Origin of the sequence: Acinetobacter sp. YH12239, from assembly GCF_013417635.1 — a bacterium.
Taxonomy (GTDB): domain Bacteria; phylum Pseudomonadota; class Gammaproteobacteria; order Pseudomonadales; family Moraxellaceae; genus Acinetobacter.
The window spans coordinates 1-13,742 of sequence record NZ_VPDP01000031.1 but is presented as its reverse complement, the minus strand read 5'-3'; the positions used below and the strand labels follow the sequence as shown (position 1 = coordinate 13,742).

The 13,742-nt window shown below is 41.2% G+C and carries 14 protein-coding genes and 3 pseudogenes; 7 read left to right on the top strand and 10 right to left on the bottom strand.

The genetic code is table 11. The features are described 5' to 3' along the window. Positions 1-113: 113 nt before the first annotated feature. The 5 genes and pseudogenes from FTV17_RS14800 to FTV17_RS14780 form a co-directional block, all read right to left on the bottom strand. A pseudogene (locus FTV17_RS14800) lies at positions 114-434 on the bottom strand (Y-family DNA polymerase); the annotation flags it as partial. A 14-nt stretch (positions 435-448) separates the two neighbouring features. Continuing rightward, a complete protein-coding gene (locus tag FTV17_RS14795) occupies positions 449-1,075 on the bottom strand; it encodes a LexA family transcriptional regulator (protein WP_000038641.1) in 627 nt (208 codons plus the stop codon). Positions 1,076-1,186: 111 nt separating this feature from the next. Then, a complete protein-coding gene (locus tag FTV17_RS14790; protein ID WP_002046584.1) occupies positions 1,187-1,828 on the bottom strand; it encodes an SOS response-associated peptidase in 642 nt (213 codons plus the stop codon). A gap of 246 nt (positions 1,829-2,074) precedes the next feature. Then, positions 2,075-3,181, bottom strand: coding sequence for an ImmA/IrrE family metallo-endopeptidase (locus tag FTV17_RS14785; protein WP_150378256.1), 1,107 nt, complete (start codon positions 3,179-3,181; stop codon positions 2,075-2,077). Between the two features lie 12 nt (positions 3,182-3,193). Continuing rightward, complete coding sequence (locus FTV17_RS14780; protein WP_001052588.1) at positions 3,194-3,904, bottom strand: hypothetical protein; 711 nt, start codon at positions 3,902-3,904, stop codon at positions 3,194-3,196. An 857-nt stretch (positions 3,905-4,761) separates the two neighbouring features. Here FTV17_RS14780 and FTV17_RS14775 point away from each other — a divergent pair. The 3 genes from FTV17_RS14775 (at position 4,762) to FTV17_RS14765 (ending at position 7,323) form a co-directional block, all read left to right on the top strand. Further along, on the top strand, positions 4,762-5,475 hold the full coding sequence (locus tag FTV17_RS14775) for a phosphoribosyltransferase (RefSeq protein ID WP_001986287.1): 714 nt from the start codon (positions 4,762-4,764) through the stop codon (positions 5,473-5,475). A gap of 393 nt (positions 5,476-5,868) precedes the next feature. Beyond that, positions 5,869-7,068, top strand: a complete 1,200-nt coding sequence (locus FTV17_RS14770) for an integrase arm-type DNA-binding domain-containing protein (protein ID WP_000059658.1) — start codon at positions 5,869-5,871, stop codon at positions 7,066-7,068. Between the two features lie 33 nt (positions 7,069-7,101). After that, positions 7,102-7,323, top strand: coding sequence for a hypothetical protein (locus FTV17_RS14765; RefSeq protein WP_001986288.1), 222 nt, complete (start codon positions 7,102-7,104; stop codon positions 7,321-7,323). A gap of 252 nt (positions 7,324-7,575) precedes the next feature. Here FTV17_RS14765 and FTV17_RS14760 read toward each other — a convergent pair whose 3' ends face one another. Next, on the bottom strand, positions 7,576-7,827 hold the full coding sequence (locus tag FTV17_RS14760) for a hypothetical protein (RefSeq protein WP_004658363.1): 252 nt from the start codon (positions 7,825-7,827) through the stop codon (positions 7,576-7,578). Between the two features lie 194 nt (positions 7,828-8,021). Between FTV17_RS14760 and FTV17_RS14755 the strand changes: the two genes are divergently transcribed. Further along, positions 8,022-8,243: a helix-turn-helix transcriptional regulator gene (locus tag FTV17_RS14755; protein WP_004658364.1), complete on the top strand. Its 222-nt coding sequence runs from the start codon at positions 8,022-8,024 to the stop codon at positions 8,241-8,243. Positions 8,244-8,494: 251 nt separating this feature from the next. Next, positions 8,495-9,148: pseudogene (locus FTV17_RS14750) on the top strand (IS5 family transposase). Positions 9,149-9,393: 245 nt separating this feature from the next. On the opposite strand, the gene cadR reads toward FTV17_RS14750, so the two are convergent. After that, the gene (gene cadR / locus FTV17_RS14745) at positions 9,394-9,801 is read right to left on the bottom strand and encodes a Cd(II)/Pb(II)-responsive transcriptional regulator (protein WP_001219642.1); all 408 of its coding nucleotides are present in this window, start codon (positions 9,799-9,801) and stop codon (positions 9,394-9,396) included. 95 nt (positions 9,802-9,896) lie between these two features. Between cadR and FTV17_RS14740 the strand changes: the two genes are divergently transcribed. Continuing rightward, positions 9,897-10,793, top strand: a complete 897-nt coding sequence (locus FTV17_RS14740) for a cation transporter (RefSeq protein ID WP_180000611.1) — start codon at positions 9,897-9,899, stop codon at positions 10,791-10,793. Between the two features lie 3 nt (positions 10,794-10,796). Further along, positions 10,797-11,309, top strand: coding sequence for a signal peptidase II (lspA, locus tag FTV17_RS14735; RefSeq protein WP_180000609.1), 513 nt, complete (start codon positions 10,797-10,799; stop codon positions 11,307-11,309). 49 nt (positions 11,310-11,358) lie between these two features. Here the strand turns inward: lspA and FTV17_RS14730 are convergent. From FTV17_RS14730 to aph(3'')-Ib, 3 genes and pseudogenes are all read right to left on the bottom strand, one after another. Beyond that, a pseudogene (locus FTV17_RS14730) lies at positions 11,359-11,832 on the bottom strand (IS3 family transposase); the annotation flags it as partial. Between the two features lie 105 nt (positions 11,833-11,937). Continuing rightward, positions 11,938-12,774: an aminoglycoside O-phosphotransferase APH(6)-Id gene (locus tag FTV17_RS14725; RefSeq protein ID WP_000480968.1), complete on the bottom strand. Its 837-nt coding sequence runs from the start codon at positions 12,772-12,774 to the stop codon at positions 11,938-11,940. Beyond that, positions 12,774-13,577, bottom strand: coding sequence for an aminoglycoside O-phosphotransferase APH(3'')-Ib (gene aph(3'')-Ib / locus FTV17_RS14720; protein ID WP_001082319.1), 804 nt, complete (start codon positions 13,575-13,577; stop codon positions 12,774-12,776). The genes FTV17_RS14725 and aph(3'')-Ib overlap by 1 nt, the downstream gene beginning before the upstream one ends. Between the last annotated feature and the right edge of the window lie 165 nt (positions 13,578-13,742).

Genomic DNA, 13,742 nt, shown 5'->3' with positions numbered 1-13,742 from the left:
ATTGGAGCTGCGATGAGGAAGTTGGTTCATCTTTGTTATGGTGTACTCAAACACCAACAACCTTATCAAGCGGATTATTGAGCATGAATTCTCAATAATTTGCTTGACGTTTCAGACGGTATCTCTTGATCTCCTGGTGCAACATAGTCCCCAAGCAGCTCCATAAAGCGCTTGGACATTTCGCCATATAAGGAGAAATTACTGGATAGCACCTGAATGTTATGTTGTTTGATTAGCTCTTTAATTTGGAATACAGGAACACCCATCTTGATGCCTAAGTCTTTCGCTTCCTGGCTTCTGGCCACGGCACAGCCGTCATTGTTGCTGAGCACAATGGTTGGGCGATCATTCAAGGCAGGATTAAACACACGCTCACACGAGACGTAGCAATTATTCACGTCGACTAACGCGAATATTTCATTTTCACTTTGCATGGTTATTCTTCTTTTTATGAGCGGTGATAAATACGCTTTAAATTAAAAGTCACCACACCCCAGATTGATATGGTCTGACTATCATCAGGAATGATGTGATTGTAATTCGAATTTTCAGCCTTCAACCAAAGTTCTGGAAGCGGATAATCTTCATCTCCAAATATTTCTTTGATTTCAGACTTGGACATCTTATTGGTGATCATCAGCCGCTTAATGGTCGAGGCATTGTCATCAATCAGGGCAACCACGATATCGTAATGCTTGGCTTCAATACTGCGATCAATAATGATTGGATCATTAATCTCTAGGCCAGCATCGAGCATGGATTCACTGTCTACATAGGCAATAAAAGTAGAAATAGGGTTGTGAATCAGGAACTCATTCAGATCGAGTGCTTTGTCTTGCTCATCCTTGGTGCTGAAGGCCGGACCTGCAGGAATACGCTCTAAAGAGACGGGAATAGATACTTTGGATTTGGGTAGGACAGCAGTAAGCCCTAATTTTTCAACAAGCTCATTTTGAACAGCGATTTGTTCAAGCACGGTGTTGATGGTAGGACTTGGTTTACCCTCTGGACCCATGAGCTCTTGTAAAGATGACCATGCGTCGTCAGAGAAGTAAATAGGCAACTTCTTAGACATGAGATACTCCTACGCTACGAGGCGTGTTTGGAAGTAGAATTTGTTTAAATAGGATATTACTAACAGCGTTTAAAATTCAAATTTAAAAAGTTGTGGATAAACAAGGATGCGTCAGAATAAGACGTTTTGTTTCTGCTCATCGCGTGGAAATGTGACGAATTCATCGGGCATTTGAAAGAAATATTCATGCGCATGTTCATGATCGGCTGTTAGCCAGTCTTTTCTGTACTGTTCTGGAATAACGATAATGGATCGCTTCTCATCCTTCGGTGCATGGAATTGTTTCATAAAAGGGTGATGGTCCGAATTGATGGTCAACATTGAAAAGGAACGTACCTTATTGCCATTAATCACTGCATCATCATAGATCCCTGCAACAGTAAAAGGCTGATCATCTTTACGCTTGATGGTGTACCAGTGTGGCTTGCCATTGATGTATTTCGGCTCATAAAATTCTTGTACTGGGACTAGGCAGAACTTGCTGTACTTCCAAGCATGTCGAAAGCTAGGCTTATCTGCTACAGACTCAGTTCTGGCGTTATAAGTATGACTGCTGAACTTCAATTCTTTCGCCCAGCTCGGTAGTAATCCAAACTTTGCAATATCAAGCTCTAAGTGATCTGAGCCGTTCAGAATGATTGGAGCATGATAGGAAGGGAATACATGATCCTTAAGCTCAAGATCAAACTGGCTTGTATCGACACCTAAGAGTGTCAAATTTCTTTTATTTGGAAATAGGTAATTTGAGCACATAGCCTGATCACATAACTAAAGAATTTATCTGAAATTGTATACGATGCTTTATGGAACACATGGGATTTATGGTGTCAGTTCAAGTAGGCTATATGAAAAAAGTCATGATGGGGCAAGTTACATTTTCAGTTAAAGTATGACTTATGGGATGCAAAACTACGTTGGGCGTGAAGTCATAAAAAAATTAATCAGGATTTTGCATAAATAGTGCGCCGTAAGGCGCATTATTTTTAAGGAAGGTTTGTATTACTCGACAATATATAACTTATGTTTTTTCTTCGGGGGCTCAACTTTAGCTAAAGCATCAAATGTTAATTGATTAAAATCTTCTTCAGAGATTCCAATTTCATCAAGCATTTTATTTTTATCAAAAGATGGTTGTGAGGCTAAAACAGAGATAATTTTGGGCAACATCAAACTCTCATCTCGATGAGTTTCTTCAGGTTCATTAATGTTGTAGCCCAACGAATTGATCTTTATAGAGTTACTACGATTAACCCAATCACTAACTAAGCCCAGCTTGTGAGCTTTATAGTTAATAGCCTTCAGGGATGTTCGCCAAATCTTTTTATACTCAATCATATTTTCTAGTGAAAAATAGCGTGGAGCAGTAGAAAGAAATGCATCTGTTGGCATTAAAAATTCAGATGAAAATTGATCCGCTTCAGTTTCGAGAACACGATTATCTTTCTCGACACGAATTTTTTTGTTATGCGTATGCATAACGGTATGACCAAGTTCGTGTGCACAATCGAAGCGGGCTCTTTCGGCAGACTTAAATGTATTTAGAAATATGAAAGGGCTACCACTTTCATCATCAAAAAAAGATAGTGCATCAATTTCTCGAATTTCAGTCGGTAATCTAAAGACACGGATTCCCTTTAGCTCACACAACGAAACAATGTTATTAATAGGTTGATTACCTAAAGCCCATAAACCTCTCAACTCTGACGCTAGGTGATCGGCATACTTAGATTCACCCAAAAACTCAGTAATATCTAAATCAGGACGGTGAAAAGTAGGTAACTTTACTTTCTGATTTAAGTACTTGTTAATATTTATTGCTAAAAGAGTATATGCCTCATTAGCTTTTCTATGCTGTGCTTTAATACGAGCAACCGATCTATAGAAGATTTGGTCTGTTTCATGTGGTTGTGTGTCATTACCTGCAAAGAATGACTTGGGTAAATTTAATACACGGCATATATCATCTTGATCATTTTCATTGATTTCTTTATCCACGTCTAAAAGTTGCTTTACCTTAGAGATAGAGCAACTCAATTTTTCTGCGAAATCGGTATTGCTAAGTCCTCGTAATTCTTTAGCAATACGTAAACGATCTTTATTAAACACATTAACCTCAGATTAAACTACAAGCTGAATATCAAAATCATCTGGTTTAATTTCATTAGATGGTTCCAATACTGGCTTAGGATCAGTTTTTACAGGAACTGTATTATCTATTTCAAATGCAATTCTGCAAGTATGGTCACTTGGTAAAATTGAAATTTTTTTCGCTTTTAAGTCCTGTACGAAGCTAGTTGGGTATGCAAATTCAAAAGGAATATTTGGGATATCAATGTCTTTATAGGCTGGATGTGATGCTGAAGGAAAGTATAAAATCCATGTTCTCAATTTTGTCTCATCATCATAAGCAGACTGATTCTCCTTAATATTATTTAATGTCATTAATCCTTTTTCACAGTGTGCTGATACAACTTGATCAGCTAACCCCAATGCAATATTCCCGCTCATAAAGATAATTTGTATTTTCTTTACTGTATTCTCAATTCTTGGCTGGCTGTCATTGTGGAATATCCAAGCAGGATCAGATTGTCGAAGCAGTAAAGCAATCTGTTCTCCAATTTTTCCCCATCGTGCAATAAAGCGTGCACGGTTATAGTGAGTATTTGTTCTATAGTCAGCATCACCGATCATAATTGCGTTTCTGACTAACTCGAGATCAGGTAATCCTAACTGTTTAGCTTTTTTGATAGCATTTTCACCTTTGAAAAAATCACATGGCGTGGGTTCAGAAGGTTGGATTGATTCTTCATCAAGGAGATTTAAATTCATCTTAAAAGTTATCCTAAAGTAGCGAATGTCTTTTTTATAACATCTTTTGATGTTTTAAAAAAGATATTTTTATAAATGTGTGCTATCTTCACTTACAACTTGATAATAAGAATTTTGGAGAAGAGACGTTGAGTAACTTATTCATTAATCATAAAAATTGTCCTGAATGCGGTGGCCGTATCAAAGGCTATTATTACTACTGTGGGCAGTGTGGTAGTCAAAATGTTGTAAACTGGAAGCACACGGGGATATTTTTGTTGATTGCTGGAAAGATTTTTCTGGTTGCTATGCTTTTTTTGCTAAAAAATTTTGTTCAAATCCATTTTTTTCACAAGTTTCATTGTGCTAATTTTTTAAATAATTCATAGAGGTTGATAGTAAAATGAAAGTTAAAGATTTAATTAAATAATTAGAAGAGTTTGATCTGGAATTAGATGTTTTAATTGCTAATGAAGAGAACAAAATCATTGGCATAAAAACCCTAGCCCGATTCTTTGAAATAAGCTATGTTTCTTTTGTTCATCCAGAGACACAAAGAAATGATATGGAAAGAAATGTTGAATTTACCTTTTTAGGAATGTCGACTAAAGACTCTAGAGTTATTGTTTTTATTGACGTTGTTCCATAATTTTCAAGTAGTCAAAATGAGTATACAATATTCATGTGATGCAAGAAGATACAACTGGATAGGATGGGCCCATAAGTATTTGAAGCTGCCTCGTGTATGATCATGGGGACTGTCCAAACAAACGGCTTTTGAGAGTGCTGCCTGATACGAAAAATAATATCCAAGAGATGCTAGCGGTAAATTTAGTGTAAAATTTAATGCTAGCCATCATTAAAACTTATTTAAAAATATGAAGTTATATCGCACAGATTGGAATATGTTTCCTAAAACGGTTATTGACCGTGGTCTTGGAGATGCAACCTCTCATTACATGTATGAAGCTGCTAAAGCAGGGGATGTTGAAAGTGCGTATATTTTAGCTAAAGATTTAGTTTCGGATGAGGCGATTGCTGAACTAGAAAGAATTATCGATGGTCGGGAAACTATTATAGTACCTGTACATGCTGAGGAAGCAGTCGGTCGTAATATGATTCCTTTAGCTACTTCAGCAGTTATAGCAAAGAAACTTGGGCTTGAAGTTGATACGAATATAGTTCAAGCTATAAAAGTATCAAGAACTGGCGGTGATGGGTGGCATAGATTAGCCAACCCACCAGCATTTGATGGGACAATAAACAATGATAAATGTGTTATTATTGTTGATGATACCCAGACCCAAGGTGGTACTTTTGCAGCATTAAAAGGTCATATTGAAACAACTGGGACGAATAAAGTTATTGGAGCATATGCACTGACGGGTAAACAATACTCATCACAATTAGCTCTAAGTAAAGAAACTCTTCAGCAATTGAGGGATGTATATGGTAATCTTGAAGCATGGTGGAAATCGATTTACGGGTACGATTTCGAAAGGCTCACAGAGTGGGAAGCAAAGTATATCCTCAACTCTCGTAAAACAGCTGACGAAGTCCGAGATAGAATCATTGCGTCAAAACAAACGTGATGCTTATGCACTTATGATGAAAATGAATTAATTATTATTTAATTAAGTTAAAAGACTGCTATATAGCGGTCTTTTTTGTTTTTGAGCTCTACAAATTTTAATGAGTACATATAGTTACTTTTATAAAAATGATAATAAAGGGTAGAGGAGGTCATCTAAGAATTTAAAGCACAAGACTTATTTAACATTGATGACAGAAAAAGTGAGTTGTTGGGAACTTAAAGAAGAGGTGGTACTTATAATGGTTACTAAAATACAAATACTTAAAATATTAAATATATAAAACAATATATTACAAATATATATGATGCGTAGTGTACGCATCATATATATTTTCTTCTATTTTGATATAATGGATCTCGTCAATCCGCTGATAGGTTTCATTTAAATTTCATGAGTCTTACTGAAATTAAAGTTCGCCAAGCTCATTGCAAGGAAAAAACTTGTTTTTTATCCGATGAAGATGGACTTAGCCTGAAGATTGAGCCGACTGGAAGAAAATCTTGGTGCTATCGCTATACAGATCCACAAACAAAAAAACGTCGCCGCATTCAGTTGGGGCTTTATCCTGATTTATCGCTGAAAAAGGCACGACAAGTCAAAGATGACTTTAAAGACAATAATTATTGTTTTGAGCATGATACTGTCTCTAATGTCATCACCTTTCGTAAGGTAGGGGAGGAGTGGCTGCAGTTCAAACTGAAAAATGCATTTAATGATTCACCCCGCTGCGGTGTACTACAGTTAGCAGAAAGATGTTTACAGCAAGATATTTATCCAGACCTTCAGGATTTACCTTTTCAAAACATCAAGCGTTATGACCTGGTTTCAGTAATCAAAAAAATAGAGGGACGCCAAGTAAAAGAACCTGTCAAGAAAGCTTGTAGTTATTTGAACCAAATTTATGACTACGCTGTAGCGATGGGTTATTGTGAATTCAACATCGCGCATGGTTTAAATAAAATCGCCATTAACAGTAAAATCAAGAAGAATTATCCGTATTTGAAAGCGGAGGATATATCAGATTTTAAGAAAAATTTATTAAAATTGGATGCCCATCCGATTATTAAAAAAGCACTGCTGTTCAAATTACATACTGGCGTGCGAGGGGCTGAATTGTTATTGGCTGAGCCTCATCATTTTGATTTAAATGAAAAAATCTGGAAAATACCTGCCTTGCATATTAAACAGTTTCGACGAAAAGTCATATTAGGCCATGAGATTCCCGACTTCTTAGTTCCACTTTCAGATCAGGCTTTAGATATTTTAAAAGACGTCATGCAATGGTCATACGGTGAAAAGTACATTTTTGCTAGCCCACGGAAACATAATCAACCGATTCATTTTAATACATTAAATATGGCTATACGTAAGATGGGCTATGGAAAACATCAATTATCCTCTCATGGACTACGTTCCACTTTTAGTACCATTTTGAATGACTCAGGTTTGTTCCAGGATAACTGGATTGAGGCACAACTTTCACATATTGATAAGAACCGTACCCGTGCCAGCTATAATCACGCTGACTATTTAGCCCAGCGGACTGAAATGATGCAGTGGTGGGGTGATTATTTAAGTACTGCTAAGTGAAAATCGTACTTTTATACATAGACTTAAAACATTATGGGGTTTCAAATGGATAGTAAACAATATACTTGCCGTGTTACATGGTCAGCAGAATATAATGAGTATGTTGGGTTGTGTGCTGAGTTTCCATCATTGTCTTGGCTTGATGCGGATCAGTCTAAAGCATTCTCAGGAATAGAGGAGCTCGTTGCTGATGTTGTCGCTGATATGATTAGCAATAATGAAAAAGTTCCTACACCACTCTCCGGGAAAATATAGTAGGCAGTTTGTTGTCCTTGTTCTCAGTGGTTCAACAAAAACTAGCCCTCGAAGCCGCAGAACGTGGCGTGGACATAAATTGTTTAGTATCAGTAAAAAGAGCGATGTAATTTTAGTACGAGTGAGTGATAGAGCAGGAACCTATGCTTCATATATTCAGTAAATGGTATGTTTTTGAATTAATAGGTATTTTTAAATAAAGCTTTCTTTGATTTAGTGCTTTTTATTTAATAAATTAATTTTAAAAACAACTTAGGCTAATTGATAAACACTATCTGGAAAGATTAAAAGAAAATATTTTTTAATTTCTGCTAATTCATTTAAGGCAGGTTCCCTTTCAAGCAGTTGAAATGTCCAAATAAGTACAGCCTGATGATTATCATAGCAAGTATTTACTCCAAGAAAATTAGCCATTCCATAACTTCTATTGATGTTCATTTCTTTAATTAATTGATTTCCTAAGTCACGAGCTTGCTGGCTGATCAATAACTCATTTGGTAACACGGCGGTCATCTCCACAAAATAATCTAATGCAGGTTCAATCCTTATATTTAAAAAGTTATAATTTAGTTGAAATGGATAAAATATACTTTCTATAAGTTGTAATAACCTGCTGTAGGTTAATTTTAGCAAAGTATTACTCAGTCAACAACTTCAAATAACCCACAGCAAGTTATTTTTTGTAAATTAATTTAAATATGATTACTTGTAAGTTATCTAGCCTCATGGGCGATAGAAAAATTTTAAAATTAAGTGAAGTGGTGCATGCAACAGGTATCAATCGCAACACGCTCACAAGTATGTATTATGACCGTGCTGTACGTATTGAATTACCAGTCGCCGATAAGTTGTGTAAGTACTTTAACTGTACGATGAATGATTTGTTTGAGTTTAAGGAAGAAGTTGAAGAAAAAGATTAACTTAATACTTCGTTTGATAAGTTTTTCGAAGAAAAAGACTAGCCAATACTTAGTTTGATAAGTTTTTCTCTGCAGATCTAATATTGAATTTTATAAAATATCATTACAAACAGATACTAATTTCATTACTTCTAAAATGAAATCAATCGAATGGTAGAGTTTTTTTGCTATTTGCATTTTAAGGTGGGATTTTGAGGCCTTGTTGCGCAAACCTACCGATAAGGTCTTATACAGCAATAGCCTACACCTAAATTTATCGTACACCGAATTGGTCATCCTACAATCATGCTTTGATCAATCATGGTAATTTTACAATTTGGTTTGATACTAAGATTCAATGATATTCGCAGTCACAAGGAAAACATGGTCGAAATCAAACTTATTCTGACATAGCCATTCAGTGCTATCTCATGATTAAATCCTTATTTCGTCTTTCTGTATGCATGGTGACTGGCTTTGTCCAAAGCTTGATTAAACTTTGCGGATTAGATTGGACAGCTCTGGATTATTCAACCATTCGCAGAAGACAAAAGCATATTGATATTCAAATTAGCTATGAAAAGAGTTGCAATGGACTGCATCTACTCGTTGATTCCACGGATTTGAAGTTCTTAGGTGAAGGTGAATGGAAACGTAAAAAGCATTAGCCGAAATATCGTCGCCAATGGCGTAAACTTCATATTGGTATAGATACTAAAACCCTGCTAGGTAGAACACTATGGAAAAAATGGTCAGGCTATCATCGCCGAAGTTTGGTCGAAACAAAGATGCACTGCATCAAATTATTAGGCGATAAATTAATGGCAAGAAGCTTTCCTAGTCAGATGAGTGAAATTCATGCTCGCGTAGCAGTCCTCAACAGATTTATGGAATTAGGCCGACCTAATACCCGAGTTGTAACTTAAATTTGAGTTGCTTAGGAAAACTCAATCTTTAAAGGCTTTATGCAACAAAGAACTTCGAAATTGATTTATGGATTATGAGCACCCTAAGGGCTTATAATTCAAAATATTTTCAATTATGGGGTGGTGAATTTTGGATAAGGTGAAAGCAAAAAAAATAGGGTAAGCGGATTAAATGGTTGATCTTACCTTTGCATGAGAGTGAGGCAAACCGGCATCTCATCGGATTATCTGGTTGGCACTCCAACCTACTGCTGATGCATGCTTCCCTCGCTAATTCCAGCAAGAACCCCACACGCCTTAACTTCCCGGTCATCGTTGCAACGCGCTCTTAGTGAAACGAGTTGTTTCTCAAGCGCCTGTAGAGCGGTTATCTGCGAGCGTACATGAGAGATGTGATCATCGAGCAAGGCATTGACAGCGGTACAGGACTGATGAGGGTCGTCCTGATAGCGCTTTAGTTCGTGAATTTCTGCCAGTGACAGATCCAGGATGCGGCAGCGACGAATAAAGGCCAGCCGCTCAACGTGTTTCTCAGTATAGACACGGTAACCGTTCTCCTGCCGACCAGGCGGCGGCAACAAGCCCTGCCGTTCGTAGAAGCGGATCGTCTGTGTATCTACCCCTACTGACTGTGCCAACTGACCAATACGCATCGGGTTCCTCCGCAACGGATTCTCTACGCTATTGACATTATAGCTACTATATAGTTTTAAATGAAAACCCGATCACATTCAAGTGGAGTCATATCATGAGTAAAAACTGCGGAGGCCCCTGTGGCGACCATGCAAGGCCTGCGGCGGATACCGATATGCAGGCCTCCTCCGATGCGTCGGGGGAATGGGTCAGTGTTTATGCCGTGCCGAAGATGGACTGTCCATCAGAAGAGCGCATGATTCGCCTGGCCCTGAACGGCGTTGAGGGGATTCGGGTACTGTCCTTCGACTTGTCGAACCGCCAGTTGAAGGTCGTGCATGACGGTGAGGTCGAGCCCGTCACCTCGAAACTGAAGACCTTGGGGCTAGGCGCCTCGCTTCAGGAAACCGTCGCTGCAAATCCGGAGACCATCAAGGCCGCCGAGTTTTCGGCAGCTTCTGCTAAGCAAGAATCCGGGACCCTGCGCTGGTTGCTCGGCATCAATGCACTTCTGTTCGTGGTGGAAATGACTGCCGGTCTGATCGCCCGGTCCACCGGCCTGATTGGAGAATCCCTGGACAATTTTGCCGATGCGGCGGTGTACGGGCTTGCCCTTTATGCGGTTGGACATAGCGTGAAAATGCAGGTACGTGCCGCGCATCTTGCTGGTGTACTGCAACTGATCTTGGCTGTGGGCGTACTCATAGAGGTGGTGAGACGCTTTGTATTCGGTAGTGAGCCTGAATCGCTGGTGATGATGGCTATCGCATTCGTCGCATTGATTGCCAATACCAGTTGTCTGCTGCTCATATCCAAACATCGGGAGGGCGGGGCGCACATGAAGGCAAGCTGGATATTCTCGGCCAACGACGTGGTGATCAACCTGGGGGTCATCACCGCCGGCGCTCTGGTCGCGTGGACCGGGTCCAATTATCCGGATCTGATTATCGGCACCATCGTGGGGGTAATTGTACTTAACGGTGCTAGACGCATTCTGGCGCTCAAGGATTAAGCAATGTCCATTTTTGGCAAACATCTGTCACCGTACGCTATGTTGTCCATATCGGGCCTGCTGGCAGCGTCTGATCAGGCCGTAAAATGGCTGGTGCAACAATCAATGGCATATGGCGAGTCTATTTCAGTGACCTCATTCTTTAACTGGGTACACGTATGGAATACCGGTGCCGTATTCAGTCTTTTTGCGAATGGTGGAGGCTGGCAGCGCTACTTTTTTATCGGAATCGCGGTAGTGGTCTCGATTTTTCTGATCAAGCTGATCCTTGAAAATCGTCATAAAGGAGAAGCCATCGCTTACAGTCTTATCCTCGGTGGCGCCATGGGCAACCTGATTGACCGGGTCTTTCGCGGCTATGTTGTGGATTCCTTTGATTTCTATTGGCGAGACTGGCATTGGCCGGCCTTCAACCTGGCTGATATTGCAATTGTCCTCGGTGCCTTACTTTTAGTTTCCAGCAGCTTGTTGGGTAAAAAAGCAAACACCAATGCTGAGTCGGATGGATCTGACTGACACCTACGCCTTGAACCGTACCGGGTTTGTCGGAGACTTTTTATTTAAGTTAGGCCACCTGACCTAACGGATTAATCTTATCATAGTAGATTGCTTCAAACTCAAAAGGTGATACATAACCCAGTGCACTATGTACACGTTCTTTATTGAACCAATCTACCCAGTTTAGTGTCGCAAGTTGTACATCTGCTAAACCTTGCCAATCTGCTTTTAAATATTCAATCACCTCTGTTTTGTATAAGCCATTCACCGTTTCAGCCAAAGCATTATCGTATGAATCACCAGTCGTACCGACTGATGCTCGTAAATTTGCTGCTTCTAAACGATTGGTATAACGAATGGAAAGATATTGCACACCTCTGTCGGAATGATGAATCACATTCTTTGGCATGCCTCGGTCATGCAATGCTTGCTCCAATGCATCGAGCACCATGTCTGTATTCATACGTGTTGATACTTTCCATCCAACAATTGCTCGTGAGAACACATCAATAATAAAGGCGGTATAGACCCAACCTGAATGGGGTCGTTTGCGGGAGAGGGCGAAATCCTACGCTAAGGCTTTGGCCAACGATATTCTCCGGTAAGATTGATGTGTTCCCAGGGGATAGGAGAAGTCGCTTGATATCTAGTATGACGTCTGTCGCACCTGCTTGATCGCGGCCGCGATAGCTAGATCGCGTTGCTCCTCTTCTCCATCCGCGTTCCAAGCTGCGGAAAGGCACCCATAAGCGTACGCCTGGTCGAGCAGGCGACGCGGATCGACGTCCAGCGCACGAGAGAATGCGTCCGCCATCTGTGCAATGCGTCTAGGATCGAGACAAAGGTCGTCTCTGTCAGCCGGATCGTAGAACATATTGGCGGCGCCAAAGCCCACTTCACCGACCAGACCGACGGGATCTATCACCAGCCAGCCGCGACTGGAGAACATGATGTTTTCATGATGCAGATCGCCATGTAGCCCACGCAGTTCCGAGGCATTGCTCATCATTTGATCGGCTATAATCGCCGCGTGGACGTAGTCAGTTTGACAACCTGCGTTTTGATCATCGCGCGCCCGCTGAAACAAAGCTGCAAAGCGATCCCGGATCGGGAGAAGGGCAGAAGGCAGGGGTTCCTCAGATGCGGCATACAGCTTCGCCATTAGTTCCGCTGCAATTTCGGTCGCCTGGTAGTCGCCGTGCTCGGCAACGATGTGAGAGAGCATTCGCTCCCCGGCATATTCGAGCAACATCAGATTGTTCTCACGACCGAGCAACCGGACTGCTCCCCTCCCATTGCGCCATACCAGATAGTCGGCCCCGCGCAGTTCATCAGCAATGTCTTCTATAGGTTTCAATCCCTTGACGATTGCAGGAGTCCCGTCTGGCAATGAAACTTTCCAAACGAGGCTGGAAAAGGTGTCCGCAATGAGAACAGGTTGCGAAACGTGCCAATGAGCAGGAAAAACAGGCGGCATGAACATCAACCCCAAGTCAGAGGGTCCAATCGCAGATAGAAGGCAAGGCGTTCGCGGTCGGGGGCTTCGATCCCCAATACATTGAATAGGACAGCGAAGGCGCGCTCTGCTTCATCTGGCGCTGCCCAGTTCTCTTCGGCGTTAGCAATCATGAGTGCCAAATCGGCATAGCGATCTGCTGTTCCGAGCCGCCCAAGGTCGATCAGACCCGTGCATTGAAGAGTTTTAGGGTCCACCATGAAGTTCGGCATGCAGGGATCACCATGGCAAACAACCATATCGGTGCGCTCTTGGTCGAGCCGCACCGGTAGCTCTCGTTCGACACGAGCCAAAAGATCGAGCTGCGGCGTACTCTTGTCCTCGTCCGGTAAGAAGTCGGGATTGACGGCATTGCGGGACACCACATCAACGGCGCGTCCGAACATTCGCGACAGCCTGCGCTCAAACGGACATTGATCAACCGATAGGCTGTGAACAGCGCCAAGTTGCTGCCCCATTGACGGCCACGCTTTGAGCAAATCCGCTCCAGACAGATCAGCCGCCGGTACTCCCGGAATTGCCGTTATCACCAAGCATGCACCCTCCTGTTCCTCCTGCCAGTTGATCACCTCGGGGCAAGCCACACCTCGACCTTTGAGCCAAATGAGGCGGTCACGCTCTCCAGCGAGCTCACCGCGGCGGGAAGCAGGTGCGATTTTCGCGAAGGCATGCCCGTCACCACGTCGAAAAACAAAATCACCAGATTCTCCGCCTCTGACAGGCAACCAGTCAGAATGCGATTCACCAAAAAAAATATTAGTTCGATTCAATGGAGGTTCCTTCAGTTTTCTGATGAAGCGCGGAGGTGAGAGGTGGTCCCACTTGTTTGAACAACTAAAAGCTTATTTATAAGTGATACTCTGCTCTAGTTAAGCTACCTTATTTTGTTGTGGTAGCTGGTCATAGTAAAACTCATCTGGAGTCATTTTGTCCAG

What these genes read in the sequence shown, in the direction of transcription:
- FTV17_RS14790 (WP_002046584.1), bottom strand. Translation starts at nt 1,828, where the DNA reads ATGTGCTCAAATTACCTATTTCCAAATAAAAGAAATTTGACACTCTTA.
- FTV17_RS14780 (WP_001052588.1), bottom strand. Translation starts at nt 3,904, where the DNA reads ATGAATTTAAATCTCCTTGATGAAGAATCAATCCAACCTTCTGAACCC.
- FTV17_RS14725 (WP_000480968.1), bottom strand. Translation starts at nt 12,774, where the DNA reads ATGTTCATGCCGCCTGTTTTTCCTGCTCATTGGCACGTTTCGCAACCT.
- cadR (WP_001219642.1), bottom strand. Translation starts at nt 9,801, where the DNA reads ATGCGTATTGGTCAGTTGGCACAGTCAGTAGGGGTAGATACACAGACG.
- lspA (WP_180000609.1), top strand. Translation starts at nt 10,797, where the DNA reads ATGTCCATTTTTGGCAAACATCTGTCACCGTACGCTATGTTGTCCATA.
- FTV17_RS14765 (WP_001986288.1), top strand. Translation starts at nt 7,102, where the DNA reads ATGGGGTTTCAAATGGATAGTAAACAATATACTTGCCGTGTTACATGG.
- FTV17_RS14755 (WP_004658364.1), top strand. Translation starts at nt 8,022, where the DNA reads ATGATTACTTGTAAGTTATCTAGCCTCATGGGCGATAGAAAAATTTTA.
- FTV17_RS14770 (WP_000059658.1), top strand. Translation starts at nt 5,869, where the DNA reads ATGAGTCTTACTGAAATTAAAGTTCGCCAAGCTCATTGCAAGGAAAAA.
- FTV17_RS14740 (WP_180000611.1), top strand. Translation starts at nt 9,897, where the DNA reads ATGAGTAAAAACTGCGGAGGCCCCTGTGGCGACCATGCAAGGCCTGCG.
- FTV17_RS14775 (WP_001986287.1), top strand. Translation starts at nt 4,762, where the DNA reads ATGAAGTTATATCGCACAGATTGGAATATGTTTCCTAAAACGGTTATT.
- FTV17_RS14795 (WP_000038641.1), bottom strand. Translation starts at nt 1,075, where the DNA reads ATGTCTAAGAAGTTGCCTATTTACTTCTCTGACGACGCATGGTCATCT.